We start from the raw sequence: 22785 nt of genomic DNA, 5'->3' as shown, positions 1-22785 counted from the left end.
ACCCGTCGCGAGGAGGGACAGTGGAGCCCGCACCACCGGTACCGCTAACGAGTTCGGACCCGGGCTCGTTACTCGAGCGTGCCTACGCCGATTCCCTCGAGCAGGTGGCAGACGACGACGCGCAGCGAACCCGCATCCTGGATGCGGCCCATGAGCAGTTCTGCCGGATGGGCATTTCCCGGTCCACGATGTCCGACGTCGCCCGGCGTGCGGGAGTTTCCCGGATCACCGTCTACCGCCGGTTCGACACCAAGGACGTGCTGATCGAGCACGTCATGCGGCGCGAGTTCCGGCGATACTTCGACCAGTTCCTCGCCGATATCCAGAGCGCCGAATCCGCCGCCGATCGGGTGGTGTTGGGGTTCGTCAGCTCACTACGGGCCATCCGGAACAACCCGCTCATCGGCGGTCTGCTCGCCACCGAGCCCACCGAGCTCGTGCCGACGATGATCGGTAGCCGCGGCCAGTCGCTGGTCGACACGGTGCGGAGGTTCGTCGCCGGCCAGCTTCGCCGCGAACAACAGGCCGGTACGGTCGCCAAGGAAACCGATACGGACCTGGTCGCCGAGCTGATGGTGCGGGTATGTGCCTCGTTCCTCGCGATCCCGAGCGAGATCGTCGATCTCGACGACGAGGCGCAGCTGGCCGCGCTTGCCAGGCGATTCCTGGTGCCGATGCTGGATGTCTGCTGACTACATCTCCTTGGCCCCGCTTTTGATGGCCTCGCGGATTCGTGGGTAGGTACCGCAACGGCAGATGTTGCGGATACCGTCCAGATCCGCTTCGGTCAGCTCCCTGCCGTGCGCGGTTACCTCGCGAACGAGTGCCACCGCCGCCATGATCTGGCCAGGCTGGCAGTAGCCGCATTGCGCCACGTCCTGTTCGAGCCAGGCCCGCTGCATCGGATGCAGATCCTGATCAACGGTCGCCGCAAGCCCTTCGATGGTCGTCACCTCGTCGGTTGGTTCGAGGTCGTTGACCGGTATGGCGCAAGGATTGACCGCGTTGCCGTTGAGGTGACTGGTACATGCCTTGCAGACGTTGATACCGCAGCCGTACTTCGGTCCGGTGATCCCGAGTAGGTCGCGCAGCACCCACAGCAGGCGCACGTCATCGGCGACGTCAACGGTCACCTGCTCGCCGTTAACGCGGAAAGTGTGCTTGGGCAAGGTGATCTCCAGAGCTGCGGCGTGGTCAGCGAGCGCGACGAATACCGTCGGTGGGCGACTCGGGTACGGGTGGAATGGTCGGCTTCGGTTCGAAGGACAGCGTGTCGTGGTTGATCGGGAAACTGGTCGGCATGGTTCCGGTCGCGCGACCGTAGGCGCAGGCAACCGCGGCCATCGAGGGAGCGACACCCAACTCGCCGGCGCCACCCGGCTGCTCGGAGGTGTTCGGCATAACGATGATCTGCAGCTCGGGCGGCGTGTTCCACTGTCGCGTGTAGAAATAGTTGTCCCAACTCGCTTCGAGGAAGTGTCCGTCGCGTAGGTGCAGACTCGAGGTCAGGGTCAGCGCGATGCCATCGCAGATGCAGCCCATCATCTGCGCTTCGAGCCCGCGAGGATTCACCGCAAGACCCACGTCTACCGCGAACACCACCTTGGTCACGCGCGGTCCGGCTACCCCGTCCCGGATCTCCCGGTTGACGGTTTCCGGGCGACAGTCGATTTCGACAAGGGCGGCGCTGACCGACTTGTACTCGGCATGGAAAGCGATGCCCTGCGCGGTGTTCGCTGGCATCTGCCGACCCCAGGAACCGACCTCGGCAACCTTGTCGAGTACTGCCTTGGCGCGGTCGTCACGCAGGAATTCACGACGGAACTGATACGGGTCCTTGTTCATCTTCCCCGCGAGCTGGTCGACAACGAGTTCGCGGGCACAGGTGGCATCCGGCGAGTAGACATTGCGCATGCTGCCCGTGTTGAAACCCTTGTCGGTCTCGTTCAGCCACCGGGTACTTGCACCGAATTTGTACGACATCTCCTGGCTGAGTTGGAAAAAGGTCTCGGAGAACCCGATATCTCCGACCGGCAGCCTGGCCGCCAGCGCCGTGACGATCTCGCCAAAGCCGTGGCCGAGGTCGGTCGCCACGCTGGTGTGCCGCTGACGATAGGTCAGCACCGTGTTGCCGGCATAGGTAGCGCGAACTCGCGAGATGCACATCGGGTGGGTGCGGCCCTGGCGGGAGTCATCCGCGCGATGCCACATCAGCTTGACTGGTTTGCCGAACTGCTGGGAGATCTCCGCGGCCTCCAACGCCGCGTCGTAGAACAGCCTGCGTCCGAAGGAACCGCCACTGTCGGTCACGTGCACGGTGACGCGAGTCAGCGGCAAACCCAGTTTGACCGCGATCTCCTGCTTGGCCACGATCGGCGACTTCAGCCCCGACCAGATCTCGGCGCGGTCGGCGCGTACATCGGCGATCGCACAGTTGGGTTCGAGCGCGCTGTTGCTGCGGAAGTAGAAGGTGAACCGCTCGTCCACATTGGCTACCGGCGGCCGTGGCCCGAGCGGCAGTTCGGCCGCCCGCAACTCATCGAGTACGGACTCATCCGACTTTCCCTCCGCGGTACCTGGCTTCCAGGAAACCCGCAGCGCGCGGACCGCGTCGACGCACTGGCCGAAGGTCTCCGCGCGCACCGCTACGCCGGTGGATACCACCGCGACATCGGTCACCCCTGGCATACCGCGGACCTCAGCAAGATTCGCGGCCGATTCAACCGTGCCGTTGATCGTCGGAGCTCGGCACACCATCGTCGATTTCGCGTCAGGGACGTCCAGATCCATGGTGAACTTCTTGCGTCCGGTCACCGCCGCCACCGCGTCAATCCGATTGCGCGGTGTACCGATAACGCTGAAGTCCTTGGCCTCCTTGAGTTCCACCGATACCTGTTCGGTCCGATCGGTTGCCGCTTTGGCCGCGAGGTCGCCGAAGGGCACGCTGTTTCCGGCGCGATCCGCGATCACGCCGGCTCGCACGGTGAGCTCGCTGGCCGCCGAGCCGAGGACTGTGGCCGCGGCTTCCAGCAGGCGGAGCCGGGCGATCGCGGCAGCCGTGCGGATCGGGGTATACGTCGAGTGGGTCGTGTTCGACGCGCCGGTGATCTGATTGAACACCAGCTCAGGACGGGCGTCGGCCAGGGTGACCCGAACCCGGTCCAGCGGTACGTCCATTTCCTCGGCGATCAGCATCGCCGTCGACGTGGTGATGCCCTGGCCGACCTCGGCACGCGGTAGCGCGAAAGACACCGTGCCGTCCTCGTGCACTTCAACTCTGATCAGACCAGCTGTCGGCAACGTGGCCGCGGTCATCATATCGGTCAGGTCGACGATCTTGGTGATCTCCGGCGAGGGAACCTGTCCGGCCACCGGCGTCGGTGTGGCGGCGGCCGATTCTGGCCGTGTCAGCTCAGCGGCCGCCACCAAGGTCGGCGCCGCGATGACGAACCCGAGAAACCTACGCCGACCGATCGCCGCGCCATCGGATCCGGGCATCACTTTGGACGGTTCATGGTCGGAATCACGATCTTGGTCTCTTGCCCCTTGGTCAGATAGAACAGAATGTACTGTCGCACGGCTTCATCAATTACCCATGCCGCCTCGGGGACGAACGGTGCCGTTATCACGCCTTCACGGAATTTCACCAAGGTCGGCCATGCCCGTGGAATAACTCGGTCCCACAGCGGCTCACGCTTGATTCCATTCCAGTCGGCATACTGATCGCCGATCAGATACCGCGCCATGGAATTGACCAACGGCCGACTCACACTGCCCGGACTGGTCTGCTCGGCCAGCTGACCGAGCAAGATATCGGTCAGCTTGACGCCCTCCTCGGTTGGTCCCATGTTCCGCGCAAGAATCTGATCCGACTGGTCGTAGGCGGCTTCCCAGGTGGCCGGGATGTACTCCTCGTTGATACCGAGCAGGTAACCAGTCACCTGCCATACGTGCAGATGAGCTTCGGCCTCGTCATCAGTGATCGGGACGTCCCATTCGCGCATCTTGCGCATCGCATAGGTCGGCAAGGTATGCCAGGTGACCAGCATATCCTCCTGGCTGATCGGGATGTTCTCCCTGGCGCCGTCCTGCCAATCCGGTGACTGCGGGAGTAGATGCCGAACCGCGGCGTGCACCAACCGGGTCTTCACACATTCGACGACGCAGGTGCCATCGGGCCGGTAGGCGTTCAGTGAGCCAACGGCGAACCCGAAGAGGCTGGTCTTGGCAACGCGATCTTCCATATCGGCGCCACCCGCGGAGTGATATACCGAACGCGCCTCCTTGGGGATGGCCGTCGCCAGCATTCCCCCACCGAGCCCGTTACACAGGTTCAGATAGATCCCGCGGGCTTTGTTGAACTCGGCCGCGAGTTCGAGCTTGTCCCGATCGGCCCAGGCGGGCAGCTGCCGCGCGGTGTTCATGAAGTCGCGTAACGACGCCGGCAGCCCGGCTGGCAGCGGCTGGTCATTGCGTTCCCAGTTCCACAGCAGCTCGTTGATCTTTGGCACCGCGCCACTGTCCAGCAGCGAGGCCAGTAAGGGATCGGCTTGCTTGTCCCACACCCACGCTGGATCGACACCCGCACCGGAGCCAGCGATCGAACGAGTCGGCGACCAGTTCCACCCGACAAGCGCCTTTGCCTGTGCTGGTGCGGCGGCAACGAGTGCGCCCAGCGCGCCCAGCGCTCCACCGGTGATCAATGCCTTACGCCTGCTGATATCCGTCATGGCTGAACTCCTCCTTGAGTGCCAGAACGTTGATATGATGATACAACTCTTGTAACCAGGTATCAAAGTAGCGCACAATTCCCGACAACACACCAGGGAAGGACGGTTCATGGAGCCCCTGCGCCTTGTACCGCCGGACGCGGAGTCACTATTGGACCGAGCGTTCGCCGAAGCGGTTGACCGCGTCGAGGACGATGAGAGCACGGTGCACGTCCTGGACGCGGCCTACGAGCAGTTTCGCCGTATCGGAATCCGGCGCTCCACGATGGCGGATGTCGCCCGGCTGGCGGGCGTATCCCGGATCACCGTCTATCGCCGATTCGCCACCAAGGACGCGCTGGTCGAACAGGTAATCCGACGGGAGTTCCGCAGGTATTTCACCCAGTTCCTCATTGATATCCACGGCGCGGCGACGATCGCCGACCGGGTGGTGCTGGGTTTCGTGAGCTCGTTGCGGACTATTCGGCAGAACCCGTTGATCGGCGAGCTGATGTCCGCCGAGCCGGACCTCGTCGTTCCGTCGATTGTCGGCGGTGGCCGGACCACCGCCACGGTCCGCCGATTCGTCGCGGGTCAGCTCCGCAAGGAACAGGACGCGGGCCATGTCGCACGCACCGTCGATGTCGAACTGGTCGCCGAACTGATGGTCCGGGTGTCCACGTCCTTCCTGGTTAGCCCCAGTCAATTGGTCGATATCGAGGACGACGCGCAGCTGGGCGAGGTGGCCCGGCGGTTTCTCGTACCGATGCTTGACAACCCGGCCCGCGCCGACTGACCGGCGGGTGCCGGCAACCGAACTCATCGTGCGCGGCATGCCCAACCTACTGTTCGCAATGAAGGGAACAGCTTGTGAGTAGCGTCGTCGAACAGCTCAACATCGCTGTCGAAGGGCAGACCATCACCCGCCTGCTGCGGCACAACGCGCGGCGGTTTCCCGAACAACCGGCACTCACCAGTGGAATTGGCCCACGCGCGACGACGCTGAGCTGGTCGGGGCTGCGCGCCGAGGTAGCCGTGCTCGCGGCGGGACTGTCGGCGATCGGGTTACGATCGCGCGATCGGATGTTGATCGCGATGTCCAAGCGGCCGGAACACTGGATCGTCGACCTGGCCGCGATCCACCTCGGCGCCCTACCGTGCACCACCTACGACACCTTGAGCACCGAGCAGATCGGTTTCGTGGCCCGGCACAGCGCGGCCACGGTCGTCGTGCTGGAGGGCGCCGAGCAGCTAGACCGCTGGCGACCGGTGTTGAACGACCTTCCGCACCTTCGCACGATCATCGTCCTCGATCCCGACGTCCTGCCAGCCGGCGACGCACGTCTCGTCAGCTACGCCGATCTGCGTGGCGAAGCACGGCCCGAACAGCCAAGCACCCCCTTCGAGACACTGACCGACGCGGTGTTACCTGATCAGCCGCTGACCATCGTGTACACCTCGGGAACTACCGGCGAGCCCAAGGGCGTGGTGCTCTCGCACCGCAACGTCATTCACGAATCCCTGATGCAGGACCACCTCGTACCGGTACCCGAGCACCCTCGATCGATCGCCTATCTCCCGCTCGCGCATATCGCCGAGCGCGTACTCGGGATCTATCTGCCAATCTGCAACGCGGGACATGTCACGATCTGCGCCGAGCAGGACCAGCTCCTGCCGACTATGGTGGCGGTACGGCCAAACGGATTCTTCGGCGTACCAAGGGTATGGGAAAAGCTTGCCGCTGGGCTACGGGCGCAGCTCGACGCGCTGCCCGCGGACAGAGCGGAGATCGTAACGCACGCAAGGCATATCGCACTCGAGATCTTTCAGCTGCGCTCTACCGGCAATCCGCCGCCCGCCGAGCTCGCCGCGCAGCTGGACGAGCTGGACGACAAGGTGCTACGTCCGATCAGGGCGGCGATCGGCTTGGACGATTGTCATCGCGCCGTCAGCGGTGCGGCGCCGATCCCACGCGAGGTACTCGAGTTCCTTGCCAGTCTGGGCCTTCCCGTATACGAGGTGTGGGGGCTCAGCGAGACCACCGGAGCCGCGACGGTGAGCACCCCGGATGCGTTCTCGTTCGGCGCGGTCGGGCGACCCGGGCCCGCCGTCGACGTTTCCGTCGCCGCCGACGGCGAGCTGCTGGTACGGGGCGCGGTGGTGTTTCCCGGTTATCTCACCGCGGACGGTGGTATCCAGGACGCGACCGATGACGACGGTTGGTTACCGACTGGCGATATCGGCACGATCGACGAGCGTGGCCTCGTGTCCATTGTCGACCGCAAGAAGGAGATCATCATCACCACTGGGGGCAAGAACATCGCACCCACTAAGATCGAGTCGCTGCTTCGGATGCATCCCCTTGTGGGGCAGGCGGTCGCGATCGGCGACAATCGACGTTATGTCACCGCATTGCTAGTCCTCGACGAGGATGTACTGCCCGGCTGGGCTCAGGCGAACGGCCTCGACTCCGCCGATCAGGGCGCGCTTTCCCGGCATCCTGATGTCCTCGCCACGCTCGACAAGGCCGTCACCCAGGCGAACTCGGGACTCTCTCATGTTGAGCAAGTCAAGAACTACCGAGTGTTAGCCGGCCCGTGGACCGCCGAGACCGGTGAACTGACTCCCAAACTCAGCCTACGCCGGCGGGTCATCGACGAACGCTACGCGGCTGAGATCAACTCGATGTACTGACCGTCCGACCCGTCACCTTCCTGGAGGAAAACCAGCTATGCCAAGAATCCTGACCGATGAGCAACAGGACCTGATCAATGCGGTCAGCGAGTTCTGCCGTCGCGAATGCGGCACGAAAGAGCAGCGGGACAAGCTCACGGTGAACGGCCAGGAACCGCACAACCAGCGGCTCTACACAACGATGGCCGAACTTGGTTGGCTCGGTATCCTCATCCCGGAGGAATACGGTGGAGCGGGCCTCGGTATGACGGAACTGTGCCTGTTCCTGGAGGAGACGGCATACGGTCGAGCGCCGATCAGCGGCTTCGCGACCACGATCATCGCGGCCGCCTCCTACCAGAAGTTCGGCACCGAGGAGCAGAAACGCGTCGTGCTCGACGGGGTGGTGCGCGGCCGAATCGAAGCGATCTCGATGTCCGAACCAGGTGCGGGATCCGATGTGGCCGCCCTCGCCTGCCGGGCGGACCGCGTCGACGGCGGCTACCTGCTCAACGGTCAGAAAACCTGGTGTTCCAACGCACATATCGCCGATCACATCTTGCTGATCGCCCGGACGTCGAAGGAAGACTCCAAACACAAAGGCCTCACCCAGTTCATGCTGCCGACCGATATCGACGGTCTACAGATCAGCGGGATCGAGACTATGGGCGGCCGGGAGGTCAACGACCTGTACCTGACCGACTGCTTCGTCCCCGATTCGGCGGTAGTTGGCACGCCGGGCAAGGCATGGACACAGCTGACGGCAGGGCTGAACCTGGAACGAATGATCCTCGGCGCGATGATGCTGGGCGTCGCACGAAGGGCATTCGACGACACGGTCGACTATGTGCGCAACCGTGACCAGTTCGGTCAACCGATCGGCACCTTCCAAACGCTCAAACATCGCATCGCGGATATGGCGACGGAGCTGGAATGCGCGAGGCTGTTGCTCAGCGACGTAGCTACCGCGATCGATGCGAACCCCGGCATGGTGTTTCCTCGCGAAGCTTCAATGGTCAAGCTCAAATGCACCGAGCTGGCCAAACACGTTGCGCTGGAAGGCATGCAGATGATGGGCGGATATGGCTACGCCACCGAGTTCGGTATGGAAGCGCTACTGCGCTCGGCGGTCGTGTCCACGGTGTACGGCGGGACGAGTGAGATCCAACGGGACATCATCGGCAAGACCTACGGTCTCTGAGAAACATCAGCCAAACGCGCTCGTTCCGGACAATCTGTCGGTTTAAGACAATCTCCGTTAGGGGCTCCGGCTACGAGTATCACCGGCACTACCGCTGGTTTCCCGTAGGCTGGAACTCAGCACCGGCGAACGGGAGGATGCGGTGGCCGAGACGGCAACGGTGGACGAGGTGCTGGCCGAGCTGGCCAAACTCGAAGACCCGAAGATGCGGGCGGCGAACGCGAAGCACGGCGATGATCACGGCGTGAACCTCGGCAAGCTGCGCGCGGTAGCCAAACGGCTGAAAACGCAGCAGGAGCTCGCGGTTCAGCTGTGGGAGACCGGCGACACCACCGCGAAGCTGCTGGCGCTGCTGATCTGCCGCCCGAAGGCCTTCGACCGCGACTCGGTGGACGTCATGTTACGCGCGGCTGGCACTCCGAAGGTGCATGACTGGCTGGTCAGCTATGTGGCGAAGAAGAGCCCGCACGCCGAGCAGTTGCGGCTGGCCTGGTCAGCCGATCCAGACCCGGTGGTGGCCAGTGCCGGGTGGGCGCTGACCACGGAACGCGTGGCGAAAACGCCGGATGATCTCAACCTCACCGAGTTGCTCGACATCATCGAGTCGGAGCTGAAGGACGCGCCTGATCGCTTGCAGTGGGCAATGAATCACTGCCTGGCACAGATCGGTATCGAACACGCGGAGCACCGAGCTCGGGCTATCGACATCGGTGAGCGTCTCGAGGTGCTCAAGGACTACCCCACTCCGCCAAACTGCACCTCGCCATTCGCGCCGATCTGGATCACCGAACTGGTGCGCCGCAAGGACGGCAAGTAACCGCGCTAGAACTCGTTCATCACCTGGGACAGGGCAATCAGTCCACAGACCGTGAAGTTCAATACGCGATGTTCCAGGAACACCGCGATGAACTCGCGAATGGTGGCGCTCGGCCAGAAGTACCACGCGGTGGGTGAGCCAACGACCTGGCCGTTCACCTTTGCCTTGCGCGCGAGCAGGGCGGCGCGCAGCACGTGAAAGTTGTTGGTCACGATCACACACCGGTAGTCGCCCCGGGCCTCGCGCATGAGCTCCTTGCTGAACGTCAGGTTCTCCGAGGTCGTCCGTGACTGATCTTCCATCATGATCAACTCGCGGGATACGCCCTTTTCCACCAGATAGTCGGCCATGGCGTGGGATTCGGGCAGTTCCTCGTCAGGCCCCTGCCCACCCGAGGTCACCAGCACCGGGTTCGCTCCGCGCGCGCGTTGCGCGTCGAGCAGCCGGTGCCCACGATCCAGCCTGCTTGCCAGCAGTGGTGGAACCCGCCTCCCACCCAGCAGCCCCGCGCCAAGCACGACGATGAAATCCACTGCGCGCCTACTGCGAATCCGACCGTAAACGATGGCATACAGCAAGAAGCAGATAAACAGGAACGATACGTAGACTAGGACCGCGCTGATCGCGCCAGCGACCGCGGTGAGCGGCTTCCAGTCGATCTGGTCAACCAGGAAACTCACCGGGATGAACGCGATGATGCCGGCCCCTGCCAGTAGCGAAAGCAGGTTGGCTGGCCGCCGCCCCTCGCGGCGCAACATCGTGATGCCGTTACCGATCAGGAACGCGCCAAGCGCGAACGCCGAAAGCGGAATCAGCGCGACGGCGATGAACAGCAGGATGGCGGCAGCTTGTTGGGACACTGACGCGACCAGAAACAGCACGCCGAGCGCGAAGAACACCAAGGTGAAGAACAGGTAGACGCCGTTGCGCAGTTTTCGCCTGTCCCGCAGGAAGCTGATCAGGAACACCAGGAAGAACAGCACTGCTGGGATGAACGGGAGAAGTGCGGGTTTCACCGAACCGCCATCCCCTGCCGGGGCGCAACCGGGCCAGGCATCGTCGCGGCGACCATGTCGATCCTGCCCAGCGAGTTGAACACCTGAGGGATTAGACCATATGGACTATCCACGACAGGGGCGCCGCTACCGCACGGCAACCGATCAGCTGACTGTTCTCGGGCGGTATCGTGCGGTATGGCTTCCCGGAGACAGGTGCTGAGTTGGCTCGGCCGCGGCGTCGGGGTTGCGGCCGGCGTCGGTATCACCGCGTCCGTTGATTCCGCGATGGCGACAACCGGCGCCGGTGCTCGCGTCGACCCCGAGCTCGACCGAGGTGGCCAGGTCACCGTATTGGCGAACGGCACGGTGCTCGATGGCACCGGAGCGGCACCGTGGCCGGATACCACCGTGGTACTCGCGGGTGATCGGATCGTGGCCGTCGGCCGGTACCCATTGCGGGATCTTCCCGACGGAGTGACCGTCGTCGATGTACACGGTAAGTACGTCCTGCCGGGGCTCTGGGATACGCATACGCATGGCGGATGGCTGCTCGACACCTTCGCACCCTTGCACCTCGCGAACGGTGTGACGGGTGTCCGGGAGATGGTCGGCCCGCCCGGTATGGAAGAAGTCCGTGAGCTGTTGAACAGTGGACAGGTTCCCGGACCGCGGATGGTGCTGGCAAGCGAGCTCGTCGATGGCCCCCACTCGGCGTGGGGTGGCGGCGATACTGGCGCTGGTGTGATCGAAGCTGGGACGCCGACCGAAGGCCGGGCCGCGGTCCAGCGCGCGCACGAGATGGGGGCCGATTTCGTCAAGGTCTACTCGTATCTCGCGCCGGACGTCTATGACGCTATCGCAACGGAAGCCGCCCGGCTGGACATCTGGTTCGCCGGCCATATTCCCGCGCAGGTGACGGCTCAGGACGCGATTCGGTCGGGCCAGCACACGCTCGAGCACCAGTACGGAATCTACCTGTCCACCGCAACCGACAGGGAAGACCGCTATCGCCGGTTGCGCGAGGTGTTCGCCGATCCGGACAGGGCCGGGGAATGGGCCGAGACCATGGGCCAGTTGGAGATGGACTCGGTGCGGCGGCACGATCGACGGCAAGCCGAAGAGCTGTTCGCGCTGATGCGCCGGCACGGCACCTGGTACTCGCCCACGTTGGGCGTGGAACGGACGGCCAGGTTGCCCGGCGAGGACCTTCTCGCCGATTCCAGACTGCTCGATCTACTTGAGCGCTATATCCAACCGACCATGCGGGAACAGTGGCTGGCCAACGCGCGTGCCAGGTTGAACCGACCTCCTGAGCAGAACGCGCGGATGCGCGAGTACGTCGCGGCGCAGGCACGCCTGACCGGCGCGGCCGCCGGGTCGGGCGTACCAATCATCGCCGGTACCGACTGCTGGATTCCCTTTGTTTTTCCCGGTTTCTCAATGCACGACGAGCTGGCACTACTTGTCCAAGCCGGACTGACCCCGATGCGCGCGCTGCAGGCGGCAACCAGGGATGCGGCGCGGTGTGTCGGCTGGGGCGAGCAATCCGGCACGGTGACCCCTGGAAAGCTGGCCGACCTGCTGATCCTGCGCCAGAACCCGCTCGAGGATATTCGCCATACGACCACGATCGACGCCGTGGTGTCCCGGGGTCGTTATATCTCCTCGCGAGAACGCGAAGCCATGCTGGCGGAGGCGGAAACCGCCGCCCAGCAGGACTAGCTCGGGTCAGGCTGGTCCACCGGCCACCGTTCGGTGATCGCGCGCAGCGGGCTCGTGTCGAGATGGTGAAACTTGTAGCGGCCCTCCCGTCGGGTGTGCACAAGGCCTGCCTGCTCGAGCACCCCAAGATGCTGCGAGATTGCCTGCCGCGACGAGGCAAGGCCGTGCTTCATAGTCAGCCGGCCACAGATCTCGAACAAGGTCTGACCATCCTGGTCGGCCAGTTCGTCCAGAATGGCGCGTCGCGTCGCGTCACCAATCGCCTTGAACAGATCACCCTCATCGTCCACATACCACTTATACGCAAGTGTCAACTTGCCTGTCAAGGTGACACTTGCCCGAATGATCGCCTTCTTCAGGGAAAACGCGGTCCCAGATAGTGGATCCCACTCTGTTGCGTTACGGTCCTCGCCGTGTCTAGCACAGTGGCGTCTGGCCTGATCGCGATCTTCGTCGGTATGGCGTTGGCGGTCGCATTGTTCATCCCGATCGTCGTCGTGTCCTATCGCCGACACGGCAGACTTTCGCTGGCACGACTGCTGGGCTGGGTTTCGACGTGTGTTTACGCGATCGCGATCTGGTCGTATACCTTGCTTCCGCTGCCGTCCGAAGGGTACACCTGCGCGGGGGTTCAGCTGAATCTCGCCGAGGCCGTGGCGGATATCAACAAGTACGACGTGTCCGGACCACGAGCTGTCCTCACCAACCCGGCCGTGATGCAGTTCCTGTTCAATGTGGCGCTGTTCATGCCACTTGGCTTCCTGCTTCGTACGATGTTTCGCCGTGGGGTGGTCATTGCCACCACGGCCGGGCTCGCGGTGTCCTTAGTGGTCGAACTGACGCAGCTGACCGGCGTCTGGGGCCTCTACGAGTGCGCGTATCGGGTATTCGATGTCTCCGATCTGCTGACGAACACCACTGGCGCGTTCCTTGGTTCCCTTATCGCGCTGGCTGTCGTCCGCCGCGCGCGCCCGGTCGGCTCGCCGGCACTCGGCCGCGTCACCGCCGGCCGCAGGTTCCTCGGGATGCTCTGCGACCTGCTGTTCCTGTTCCTGGCTGGCGCCGTAGTGGGATTGCTGTGGCGGATCGGCCTGCTGATCGGCACCGGCGAACCCTTCGGCGTGCCGCAGTCCCCGGTCGAACCCGTGCTGAGCACCTGGCTACCGCTGCTTATCCAGTTCGTCGTCGTGTTGGCAACGGGATCCACCATCGGGGAACGCGCCGTGCTGCTGCGACCAACGAACCCTCGTTTCACCACACCGGTCACGCGAGTACTGCGTTTCCTTGGCGGTATCGGCGGTTACGGAATTCTGGTCACCGAGGTCGTCCCGCTCGGCGGCATGTGGGCCATGGTGTTCGTGCTGGTGTCCGCCATCATGATCTTTACAACCCGTGGGCGTCGCGGCCTGAGTGCGGTCATCGCCAGGACCGATATCGAGGACGCTAGGGCTGCCCCCAATACGGTATCCGGCGAGCGGGTGGCGGGCTGATCCAGCAGGATCACGTTCGACTGGACAATGGTCTATGGCCAGACCTCGCGGGAGGTATCGACGACGAGGCGCAGTTTGTTCGCTTGCTGAGCCATCGTTAGATCGTTACCGCTTTCCATCGAGGCGAACCCACATTGCGTCGATAACGCAAGCCTGTCGATACCCGTGTACTTGGCCGCCTCATTGATCCGGGTTCGGAGCTCCTCCTGACTTTCCAGCTGGCCGCGTTTCGTCGAGACGAGACCAAGGACAATCTTCCTGTCATCCGGAATCTCGGCGAGCGGAGCGAAGTCGCCCGACCGTTCATCATCGTACTCAAGAAGCAGGTTGCTGAAGTTCGTGGCGCGCGGCACGAGTTTGCTGACAAAGTTTCCATAGCCACCAGACGCGATCGCCATATTCGTCGCATTCGCGCGGCAGACATGCAGGCCAAAGGTTACGCCGGGGATGGGCTCGGCAACGGAGTTGATGATCTCGACAGCTTCTGGAATGACTCGCTCCGGCTGCAGGTCGAGCCGGAGCCACCGCTGCCAGCTTGCATCGTCAGCAAGGACCTGGATCAACTCCGGAGCATCGATTTGAATATACTCGCATCCCAATCTAGCGAGCTCGAGCGCTTCGTTCCGCAAGATCTGCGCCGCGTCCCGAAACAGATCATAGGGATCAGAATAGTACTCGGTTGTATATGCCGGGTTCCAGAGATAGTTGAGCGTAATAGGACTAGATAATGTCGCCTTGAGGGGCACAGTGCTCCGAGACCGCAAATAGCTGAATTCTTCAGTTGAAAGCATCCGCTTACCGGCGATCTTGCCCGTTACGGTAACTGGCATACCCATGCGTACCCGTTCGCCAGTAACGACGTGAAATAGATCGAGCGGCGGAGCTTCGATCTCGCTGACGCTATCGAGGGCCGTCACGATGTGGTCACAGAAAAAGCTTCGACGAAGTTCACCATCGGTAATGTTGTCGAGCCCGGCACTTTCTTGAATTTCGACGGCGTCGTCGATCGCCCTGTCTTCTCGGCGCTTGAACTCCCGAGCTGAAATCTCGTTCTCCGCGACGGCGCGACGCGCTTCCTTGAGGGCCTCGGAGCGCAACAGCGATCCGACTACTTCGGCTCGATGAATCTTAGTCAATTTCGACTCCAGCATCTTTCAGTGCGCAGGACACACCGCCCAGTGTCACCACGCATTCTTCCGGAATACGCCGGGTAACCGCGGCACGACGACCAGCGTGCCGCGGTTACCCGGCAGATCTATGCCCGATCAGTAGTTGAGCGGCTGGTTGGCTCGACGGCTGTTTCGTTTGCGTTGACGTCCTAGTAGCAGGCCGCCAGTAAGTAGCGCACCGCCGCCTATGGCCGAGATCAGGATCCAGAACCAGGTTGGCGGCCCAGAGACCTGCTCGGTTTGTGCTTGGGCCGTCACGTCGTGCTGGGCGTCGTTCCGAGTGTCTTCCGTGTTGGTGACGGGACCGGCTGGCATGCCTTCCGCGTTCGCGTACGCGGGCGCCTCGACGCGCTCACCGCCCTTGCTGACGGACAACCGCACCGGCATCGACTCGTCGCTCTCACCCGTGCTGCTCTGCAGCGTGATGTAATGCCAGCCAGCCAGCGATGGGTAGCCTTCCGCGCGGTTGTCGTAGAGCACCCGGGCCATCGTTGCCGGCTGTGCGGAATCCTGGTTGTCGTTCAAGTACACATGCTGTGTCACCGACTCGGATGTCAACGACCGCTGCGGAGTACGGAGGGTCGTGTCGACGGTGATCACATCATCGATCCCTCGACCGTCCACATTGGTCTGCGCCGAAACCGACTCACCCCAGTCGAGTTTGACCTTGTATGTGGCCATTTCGCCCAGTCGCATCTCGTCCACATAGACGCCGCTGCCAGGAAGCTCAGTCGCGTCGTTGAAACTACCACCACCAGTTACGGGCTTTTCCGTACCGCTCGGTTGCTGGAAAGGAACATCGGTTGAGTTCGCCTTGGGACCAGCCGACCCGGTTACTGGCGGCTCGAGTGTCACCATCAGTTCCAGCTCGTACGTCCAGTGCTTCGTGTCATCGGGCCCCTCTCGCTCGACCGCGAAGTAGACCTCGTCACCAGGGTTGCAGTCACCGCTGTCCTCCTGCGGGTTCCAGCTCATCGTGGAGGTCAAATGCGGCTGCCACATGGACTGGATGTCGAAGTTCTCGGCGCACTGTTTCCGGGCCTCGTCGAATATTCTCGTGTAGAGCCTGGGAACCCCCATGTTGTTCTCGTCGTTGGGAATGATCGACGTGGCCGAGACGTGCGCCGTGTAGTTCTCCGGTACGGCGAGTCGGTAGTACTTGGTCTGCCCCGCGTCAATGGTGTCAAGGTGTTGGCCCGGGGTCATCGACGGCGCGTTGGGGAAGTCCTCGGTGCCCGTGATCGGTGTTCCCTGCGCCTCGTAGGTGCGCTGTGCCTGCTTGACCACCTCAGGCAGTTCCTCTTCCAGCTGCCCCTCGTCCGAGGCGTCGGTATAACTACCACCCGTGGATTCGGCGATGCAGGACAGTTGCTCGCGTGCCTTGGCGTCGACCTGGAAACCCACGGCGTGTACGGAGAGGTCGACGCCGTCCTCCGCGAGTTCGCTGGCCACCTCGCACGGGTCCGGTGGCGCGCAGGTATCCAGACCATCCGAGATCAGTACGACAGCACGTGGCCCTTCCGAAGGCAGCTCGTCGCTCGCCGCCCGAAGCGCCGCGCCGATCGGTGTGTAGCCGGAAGGTTCGACGTCGTTCACGGCCTGTTTGATGGTGTCCGGCTCGACCGGACCTACGGGCTGCGCCGTAACGACGTCAGTACACCCCTCGGCCTTTTCCTCGGGGCTCTCCCCTGTCTGGCTACCGTAGACTTGCAGGCCCAACTCCGCGGTTTCGTCCACGCTGTCCACAAGACCGGTTAGCGCGCTCTTGGCTGCGTCCATCTTCGTGCCGCCGGATGGCAGCGTGTCCGCCATCGAGCCGGAGGCATCCAAGGTCACCATGACCGGAGCCAGTTGCTGCTCCTGCTGCTGGGCAGCCGCGGGTGGTCCGGCCGCGCCGACGGCCAATGCCGCACACAACATGCCCGCGCCCGCGAGCATTCTCCGATTCGTACGCCGACTTCGCACGGCGGCCTCCATTCGCGGTTGTCAACATGACCCGCATCAGACCGCCATGATTCGCGAGATCGTTCCGGTTTTCTCTCTCGCGCTATCCAGCCGCTATCTCGGCGACATACCAGCAGGTCAGCGGCCTTAACTCACTGACCGCGCAGGCCGTCCCGCCAGCTGTTACGAATCTCGATGTTGTCCAGCAGGGGCTCGAGCCGGAGCCGTTCCCTGCCACTGATGCCGGCCATGACCTCGTGGGCTCTCGCCAGATGTTCGTCGGCCTCCTCGTGCCGCCGCAGCGCCGCCAGTGACCGTGCCGTGCGGGCGTGACACTCGGCGGTGCAGTAGCCGTCACCAAGCTCGTCACACAACTTGAGCGCGGTGGAGGAATCACGCAACACCGCACGGTGATCGCCACGTTCTCCGTGGATTGCGAGCAGCACGTTGTAGGTCATCGCTTGTCCGTAGCGATTCCCGCAGGCTTCATGGATATCTGCCGCACGCTCGAGTAACGAAAGGGCGTGTGTCGTGTCCCCGTAGATCCGGCGGACGCTGGCCAGATTGCACAGGGCGGCTGCCGTGAGATAGGAGAACCCGTGCTCCGCCGACGATTCGATTGCCCGTTCGCACAACGCCGTGGCCTGTTCGACCTGCTCGGAAAGGAACAGCACCGTCGACCAGTTCAGCAAGAGGCCGACGTAGTCCACGTTCGATTCGTGACCGCCGTTGACGAACAGTTCCCGCGCTCGCTCGGCTAGCCGGGCGGCCTCAGTCAGGTTGCCGCGCTGCCCCTCGACGTTGACGAGCTGCGCAAGGGCAACGGGCTCAAGTAGCTCATCATCAGTTCCGGGAGCCAGCTCGAGCATGCAGGTGGCGATGGCGTCCCTTTCCCGCCATCGCATGGTGATGTTGAAATAGAAGGCCAACGCGTGGGTCAGCGGTACCAGCAACGATGCCGCTTCGCTGGCCCGTAGGCCGGCGCCGTGCCGGAATATCGCGACGATCAGCTCGATCTCGTGGTTCAACCACCGCGTCGCGGCACCAACGGACGAAAACCGCAGGGTCTCTATGTCATCAACAGGATGGTATTGCGCAAGCCCCCGGGGCGAGGGGGCACCGGTGATCGCGGCGGCTGCCTGCCGCGCCGCGGCCAGATACCAGCGACAGGCACCCAACACCAGCTCGCCGAGGTCCACTTCAGTACGGTCCGCGGCGGCTTCCTTGGCCAGCAGCGCGATCAGATCGTAAAACGAGTAGTAGCCAGGACGTGGGCTGAACATGATATGCGTTTCGGTCAGTCGCACCAGCGCCGAATCCGCCCACTCGGGCGACCACCCCGTCAGCCCCGCCACCAAGGCAGGAGTGATTCCCGGCGCCGGTATCGCCCCAGCCAGATCAAACAATGCCACCGCCGCCTGATCGAGCTCGTCAGCGGACGAGCGCAGGCTCTCAATGCTGACAAGCAAACTCGCCCGCAGGTCGACACTCTCGTGTTGCAGCTGGTCGAGTCGTCCCCGCTCGTCAGCGAGCAGACCCACCCAGGATTCGAGGGGCCAATGCGGCCGCAACGCCGCACGCGTGCCCACCAATCGCAATGCGAGTGGAAGTCCGCCGCACAGCGTGACCAGCCGCTCAGCATGCACCGGATCCTCAGCGACCTTGCGTTTACCCGCGGTACGCGCCAACAGCTCAATGGCCTCGTGCTCCGGCATGGCAGACAAGTGGACCCGGCACATCTCGATCCCCTCGCCAAACGGCGACCGGGTAGTGATGATGGCCGCGCAACCCAGCTCCTCAGGAAGCGCGGGCGCGATCTGCGCCAAGCTGATCGCATTGTCCAGCACGAGTAAGACCCGCCTACCACGCAAGCGGGCGCGATACATCCGCGCGACCTCCTCCGGCGCGCACCGTGGGTCGACTTCGGCGCCGCCCAGCTCACGGATGAGCAAAGCGAGCGTTTGCATGGTGGTCAGCGGGCGCGCGCTCGGCGTCGACCCATGGAGGTCCACGTACAGCGAACCGTCCGGGAAACGATCGGCGAAGCGGCGCGCCACGTGCAGCGCGACGGTCGACTTCCCAACTCCACCCTGCCCGTGTATGACCCAGGTCAGCGCATCCGTTGGGTGGGCGGTAAAACTCTCGAGCCGGCCGTCGAGCTCGCCAAGGACGGCACCGCGGCCAACGAAGTCATGCGGCACACTCGGCAGGCTCGCGGTGTGGTCCGCGACGGGGGCGTCCGCGGGTGGCCCGTCCTGCTCCGGAGCAGCCAGGTCGGGATCCTGACGCAGGATCGCCTGATGCAGCTGGCTGAGCCGGGGGCCTGGCTCGATGCCGAGCCGGTTGACGAAGGAAGCCCGGAGCCGACGGAACCGCTCGGTCGCCTCGGCGGTGCGACCGGTCCGATACAACGCGAGCATCAACTGACCTGCGATCCGTTCCCGCAGTGGATACTCCATGTGGAAACGGGTGATGTCGGCGAGTACCTGCTGTGCGGAGCCACGACGCAGTTCAAGATCGAGATATTCCTCCACGATGTCGAGGTAGATCTCCTCGAGTCGGGGTACTTGCCACGTGCGCAGCGGAATGTCACCGATGTTCAGCAACGGGGTCGCTCGCCACAGCTCCATGGCTTGCCGAAAGACCACAACAGCGCCGTCCGGATCGGAATTCGCCATCTCCTTGGCCCGCGCGCCAAGCGTTACCAAGCGATGCGAATCCACCTTCTCCGGCGAGACCCGCAACCGGTAGCCGGACGAGGCGGTTTCCACGACGCCCGCTGGCAACACCCGTCTGAGCCGACGAACATAGTTGCGCACCGTCGCTATCGCCGATTCTGGCGGCGTTGAACCCCACAGATCGTCGACAAGTGTGCGGACAGGTACGACGGCCTGGTCTCGAAGCACCAGGCTGGCCAGCACGGCCCGCTGCATTCCCGCCGTGATGGGAACGACGCTGCCATTCCTGCGTACTTCAAAAGGACCAAGTACACGAAGATCAAGCACATCGTCCATTTGCCGCACACACCTCGACACTGCCGTAGTTGCCGTTGACCTCAGACACCGCACGACAAGCAGACCACGGAGTGCGGCTGGGGTAGAACGCTCGCACTGTGATGATCCGGTTACCGGTCAGGTTCCGTGGTTTTCCAACGCTTCCGCGCCGACCGGTTCCGGTGTCTGCCCGCGACGGAGTGCTTCGGCCACCTCATCGACCGTACCGCCCGCGGCCTGCCAGCCCTGGATCGCCCAGGTATGCACGATGGGCGCCGCGCGGTTCTGCCGCGCCTCGACCACCCATGGACGGCCGGTGAGGGCGCGCCAACCGATCAGCAACGCGACGAGCAACAATTCGAACAACAGCACGAGGGCTGGCAGGGCTACGAAGATAGTGAGAAAGATCGCTGCCGAGATGGCGATGACGATGAGCACGGTCGAGGCGATCTTGGCCAGTGCCCCAGCGCCGGCTCCAAGACCACCCAGTACGCCGCCAGCGCCGCCGCCACGGTTTCCGGAGCCGCCACCGCCCCTGCTACCCGAGCCGCCGCCACCGCGACTACCTGAGCCGCCACTGCCCAGCCCTCCGCCGCCACCACCGGAGAAACCACCGCCGCCGAAGCCACCGGTAGGCACGAAAATCATCCCGCCGCGCCGCCGAGGGCGACGTCGGTAGTACCCGTCCATATCGCGGTATCGGGCGGGCGGGTCATGCCGGACGGGCCCCTGGGGCACGGGGCGGCTGCGTGCGATGCGGTGCGGTGGCGGCTCGGCCTGTTCCGCCGGTTCGGCGGCCGTCACCGGCGGCTCGAACTTGCGCTTCTTGCCGAGACCGAATCGAAACCCCCGGTAACGTGGGGCACCAAAGAGGAACTTGCGTCCCACTACCCACTGCATCCCTTCGGGGTCCGTCACGTACCGTTCTCGCACGCTCAATCCCTCCAGATTCCCTACCGCCCAGATACCTCTACCGCGGAGTGTTCATCATGTCCGGCCACCACATTGCCCGTGCCGACGCCGTCATCGCACAGCCGGCTGGCGTCGACCTCGACGAGATCGCCGCCGATCTCCGGGACAACGGTGTGGCCGGCGACGGTGCGCAGGACCGGATCGCCAAGGTCGTGCAACAGGCCCGCGCCGATCACGACCTCGAGCTGTCCGTAGTGACCTTGCCAGACGGCACCGAAAGCGAGTTGCAGGACCTCGCCCAGGAACTGGCCCTCGACCGTGGTGGCACGGTGCTCGCGCTCAGCCCGGATTCCGCGGCAGCTTGGAGCGCGGATGGTGATTCCGCCGCTGCCGTGGCCAATCTTCCCGCTGGCGATGACGCGGTTGCCGCTCAGGCATTCGTGGACGAGCTCACCGCACCCGGACCGCCGTGGGGCTGGATCATCGGCGCCGCGGTCGTACTGATCATCGCGGTGGCCGTCGTTGGCCGCTGGTGGGAGCGCCGCCGGCGGCGCGCGAAAGACGCGGCCGCGTTGGCCGCCGAAGGTGAACGGCTGCGGTCCGAGATCTCCGCGATGGCCAATACGGTGCTGCGCCTAGAACCTCTGGTCACGGTGCACGACGATGCCGAACTCAGCACGGAGTTCGACCGACTCGTCGTGCGGTACCGCGAGCTGAGCCATACCGTGCAGAAGGACCCCACGGACCGGCGGAGCGCGGACACCCTCGACGCGCGTGTTCGGGATGTCCGCGCCAACCTCGACCAGATCGCCGAAACGATCGACGGCGCGCGTTAGACGCGAGTCGGCTTTTCCGGAGACGACGAGGTTGCGAGGGCCGACTCGATCAGCTCGACCCCAGCTCGCACGCCACCGGCGGCGTTGATCTCCGCCCGCATCGCCGCGATGTTCTCCTGGATCGCTGCGTCGGTGCTCACCCGTTCCAGGGCGGCACGCAACGACTCGGACGTGGCCTCCTCCAGCGGAATGTGTACCCCGAGCCCAAGTTCGGCGATCCTGGCCGCGTTGGCGTACTGCTCGCCAAGTTGCCCCACGCCGATGATCGGCACCCCCGAGTACAGTCCCTCCATCGTGCCACCCATACCGCAATGCGAGATAAAAGCATCCGCATAGGACAGTATCCGCAGTTGCGGTACCCACCGATGCACCTCGAAATGCTCCGGAACAGGTCCGATCGCCGCGCGATCCACGTGTTTGCCGATGGTGAGCACCACATGCCAGCTCGGATCGTCGCCGAAAGCCCGCACACAGTCACGGAAGAACTCCGGCTGGTTGGTGTAGGCCGAACCCAGCGAGATCAGCAGCACGCGCTTACCGGTTGGCGGCTGCCAGTCGCCTTGGAAGGCGCGTTCGGTGAGCATCGGACCGGCGAAGATCACGTCGTCGGCGACTCGATCCCCGCAGTACTGGAAGCTGCGCGGGATAGTCACCAACGAGTTGGGCGGTCGCATCATCGATTCGTAGTCCAGCCCGGTCTCATAGCGGTCGAGAAACGCTTGGAACTCCGCGCGGTGCGTGGCCAGCCCGTCCACCTCGTGCCCAATGCCAAACACCTCCTCGAATCCTTCGAAGGCGACGTGCGTGGGTGACAGCGAAACGGCCGGCACTCCCCAGCACGCGGCCAGCACCGGTGCGTGCTGCGCACCGATGTCGTGTACCACCACGTCGGGGACGTCGTCCTGGTACGCCGCGCGAAGCTGGGGCACTACCGCGATGGCTTCATCGAGGAACATATTCGCGGCCTCGAGGTAGTCCGTGGTCCACTCGTCGCCCTTTTCCCCGGTCGGCAGCATCGTCTCGTAGCCGATATGGGTCGCCCCGGCCTCGATCACCTGAGGCGCGAAGGACTCCGGGACCGCATACGTGACACCGTGCCCCCGCCGAGCGAGCTCCGATACCAAGCCGAGGCCCGGATTCACATGCCCGTGCGCCGGGATCGACATGAACGCGATATGCGCGGGCTTCCTGATGCGGTAGCCATTCTGGGCAGGCATGACGTACTCCTATCTAATCTGTACAGCAACGCATGGTTGAGCCGAGCCGTGCTACGGCTCAGCTTCGACAAGGCATGACTTCACCTGCGCGGCGCCACTGGAGT

General features: G+C 63.9%; 18 protein-coding genes. 8 read left to right on the top strand and 10 right to left on the bottom strand.

The genetic code is table 11. The features are described from left to right. Nucleotides 1-20 precede the first annotated feature (20 nt). Nucleotides 21-692: a TetR/AcrR family transcriptional regulator gene (locus EV191_RS24825; RefSeq protein ID WP_243659207.1), complete on the top strand. Its 672-nt coding sequence runs from the start codon at nt 21-23 to the stop codon at nt 690-692. Here EV191_RS24825 and EV191_RS24820 read toward each other — a convergent pair whose 3' ends face one another. Genes EV191_RS24820 through EV191_RS24810 form a run of 3 tightly spaced genes read right to left on the bottom strand, consistent with a single transcriptional unit; the run spans nt 693 to nt 4730 of the window. Beyond that, the gene (locus EV191_RS24820) at nt 693-1169 is read right to left on the bottom strand and encodes a (2Fe-2S)-binding protein (RefSeq protein WP_132879895.1); all 477 of its coding nucleotides are present in this window, start codon (nt 1167-1169) and stop codon (nt 693-695) included. 25 nt (nt 1170-1194) lie between these two features. Further along, nucleotides 1195-3498 (bottom strand): molybdopterin cofactor-binding domain-containing protein, encoded by a 2304-nt coding sequence (locus tag EV191_RS24815; RefSeq protein WP_132879894.1) that lies wholly within the window; start codon nt 3496-3498, stop codon nt 1195-1197. Next, nucleotides 3498-4730: an oxygenase MpaB family protein gene (locus EV191_RS24810; protein WP_132879892.1), complete on the bottom strand. Its 1233-nt coding sequence runs from the start codon at nt 4728-4730 to the stop codon at nt 3498-3500. The genes EV191_RS24815 and EV191_RS24810 overlap by 1 nt, the downstream gene beginning before the upstream one ends. 109 nt (nt 4731-4839) lie before the next feature. Here EV191_RS24810 and EV191_RS24805 point away from each other — a divergent pair, with 109 nt between their 5' ends. The 4 genes from EV191_RS24805 to EV191_RS24790 all read left to right on the top strand — a co-directional run bounded on the left by EV191_RS24805 (nt 4840) and on the right by EV191_RS24790 (nt 9400). Beyond that, the gene (locus EV191_RS24805; RefSeq protein ID WP_132879890.1) at nt 4840-5505 is read left to right on the top strand and encodes a TetR/AcrR family transcriptional regulator; all 666 of its coding nucleotides are present in this window, start codon (nt 4840-4842) and stop codon (nt 5503-5505) included. Nucleotides 5506-5579: 74 nt separating this feature from the next. Beyond that, nucleotides 5580-7403, top strand: coding sequence for an AMP-dependent synthetase/ligase (locus tag EV191_RS24800; protein ID WP_132879888.1), 1824 nt, complete (start codon nt 5580-5582; stop codon nt 7401-7403). A gap of 37 nt (nt 7404-7440) precedes the next feature. Then, a complete protein-coding gene (locus EV191_RS24795) occupies nt 7441-8583 on the top strand; it encodes an acyl-CoA dehydrogenase family protein (RefSeq protein ID WP_132879887.1) in 1143 nt (380 codons plus the stop codon). 142 nt (nt 8584-8725) lie between these two features. Continuing rightward, nucleotides 8726-9400, top strand: a complete 675-nt coding sequence (locus EV191_RS24790; protein WP_132879885.1) for a DNA alkylation repair protein — start codon at nt 8726-8728, stop codon at nt 9398-9400. A 5-nt stretch (nt 9401-9405) separates the two neighbouring features. Here the strand turns inward: EV191_RS24790 and EV191_RS24785 are convergent, their stop codons facing one another. Further along, nucleotides 9406-10416, bottom strand: a complete 1011-nt coding sequence (locus EV191_RS24785) for a YdcF family protein (protein WP_132879883.1) — start codon at nt 10414-10416, stop codon at nt 9406-9408. Between the two features lie 177 nt (nt 10417-10593). On the opposite strand from EV191_RS24785, the gene EV191_RS24780 reads away from it, so the two are divergent. Continuing rightward, nucleotides 10594-12120: an amidohydrolase family protein gene (locus EV191_RS24780; RefSeq protein ID WP_132879882.1), complete on the top strand. Its 1527-nt coding sequence runs from the start codon at nt 10594-10596 to the stop codon at nt 12118-12120. On the opposite strand, the gene EV191_RS24775 is transcribed toward EV191_RS24780, so the two are convergent. Further along, entirely contained in the window at nt 12117-12410 is a 294-nt protein-coding gene (locus EV191_RS24775; RefSeq protein ID WP_132879881.1) for an ArsR/SmtB family transcription factor, read from the bottom strand. The genes EV191_RS24780 and EV191_RS24775 overlap by 4 nt on opposite strands. A 123-nt stretch (nt 12411-12533) precedes the next feature. On the opposite strand from EV191_RS24775, the gene EV191_RS24770 reads away from it, so the two are divergent. Continuing rightward, nucleotides 12534-13610 (top strand): VanZ family protein, encoded by a 1077-nt coding sequence (locus EV191_RS24770; protein WP_132879880.1) that lies wholly within the window; start codon nt 12534-12536, stop codon nt 13608-13610. A 32-nt stretch (nt 13611-13642) separates the two neighbouring features. Here EV191_RS24770 and EV191_RS24765 read toward each other — a convergent pair whose 3' ends face one another. The 4 genes from EV191_RS24765 to EV191_RS30215 form a co-directional block, all read right to left on the bottom strand. Next, nucleotides 13643-14761 carry a cobalamin-independent methionine synthase II family protein gene (locus EV191_RS24765; RefSeq protein ID WP_132879878.1) on the bottom strand — a complete coding sequence of 373 codons (1119 nt, stop codon included), beginning with the start codon at nt 14759-14761 and terminating at the stop codon, nt 13643-13645. A 114-nt stretch (nt 14762-14875) separates the two neighbouring features. Then, on the bottom strand, nt 14876-16744 hold the full coding sequence (locus EV191_RS24760) for a vWA domain-containing protein (RefSeq protein ID WP_165913084.1): 1869 nt from the start codon (nt 16742-16744) through the stop codon (nt 14876-14878). A gap of 131 nt (nt 16745-16875) precedes the next feature. After that, nucleotides 16876-19737 carry an AfsR/SARP family transcriptional regulator gene (locus tag EV191_RS24755; RefSeq protein WP_132879875.1) on the bottom strand — a complete coding sequence of 954 codons (2862 nt, stop codon included), beginning with the start codon at nt 19735-19737 and terminating at the stop codon, nt 16876-16878. A gap of 117 nt (nt 19738-19854) precedes the next feature. Then, nucleotides 19855-20649, bottom strand: coding sequence for a hypothetical protein (locus tag EV191_RS30215; RefSeq protein WP_165913083.1), 795 nt, complete (start codon nt 20647-20649; stop codon nt 19855-19857). 56 nt (nt 20650-20705) lie between these two features. Between EV191_RS30215 and EV191_RS24740 the strand changes: the two genes are divergently transcribed. Then, entirely contained in the window at nt 20706-21464 is a 759-nt protein-coding gene (locus EV191_RS24740) for an Rv1476 family membrane protein (protein WP_132879872.1), read from the top strand. Here EV191_RS24740 and EV191_RS24735 read toward each other — a convergent pair. Next, nucleotides 21461-22681, bottom strand: coding sequence for a macrolide family glycosyltransferase (locus EV191_RS24735; protein WP_132879870.1), 1221 nt, complete (start codon nt 22679-22681; stop codon nt 21461-21463). The two genes, EV191_RS24740 and EV191_RS24735, sit on opposite strands and share 4 nt — an antisense overlap. Nucleotides 22682-22785: the final 104 nt, after the last annotated feature.

The organism is Tamaricihabitans halophyticus (assembly GCF_004340875.1).
Lineage (GTDB): Bacteria > Actinomycetota > Actinomycetes > Mycobacteriales > Pseudonocardiaceae > Tamaricihabitans > Tamaricihabitans halophyticus.
The sequence above is the reverse complement of the archived record's forward strand: the minus strand, read 5'-3'. Positions and strand labels throughout refer to the sequence as shown.

Coding starts and splice junctions, on each gene's coding strand:
- EV191_RS24815 (WP_132879894.1), bottom strand. CDS start 3,498: ATGCCCGGATCCGATGGCGCGGCGATCGGTCGGCGTAGGTTTCTCGGG.
- EV191_RS24810 (WP_132879892.1), bottom strand. CDS start 4,730: ATGACGGATATCAGCAGGCGTAAGGCATTGATCACCGGTGGAGCGCTG.
- EV191_RS24805 (WP_132879890.1), top strand. CDS start 4,840: ATGGAGCCCCTGCGCCTTGTACCGCCGGACGCGGAGTCACTATTGGAC.
- EV191_RS24795 (WP_132879887.1), top strand. CDS start 7,441: ATGCCAAGAATCCTGACCGATGAGCAACAGGACCTGATCAATGCGGTC.
- EV191_RS24780 (WP_132879882.1), top strand. CDS start 10,594: ATGGCTTCCCGGAGACAGGTGCTGAGTTGGCTCGGCCGCGGCGTCGGG.
- EV191_RS24765 (WP_132879878.1), bottom strand. CDS start 14,761: ATGCTGGAGTCGAAATTGACTAAGATTCATCGAGCCGAAGTAGTCGGA.
- EV191_RS24755 (WP_132879875.1), bottom strand. CDS start 19,737: ATGGACGATGTGCTTGATCTTCGTGTACTTGGTCCTTTTGAAGTACGC.
- EV191_RS24740 (WP_132879872.1), top strand. CDS start 20,706: ATGTCCGGCCACCACATTGCCCGTGCCGACGCCGTCATCGCACAGCCG.
- EV191_RS24735 (WP_132879870.1), bottom strand. CDS start 22,681: ATGCCTGCCCAGAATGGCTACCGCATCAGGAAGCCCGCGCATATCGCG.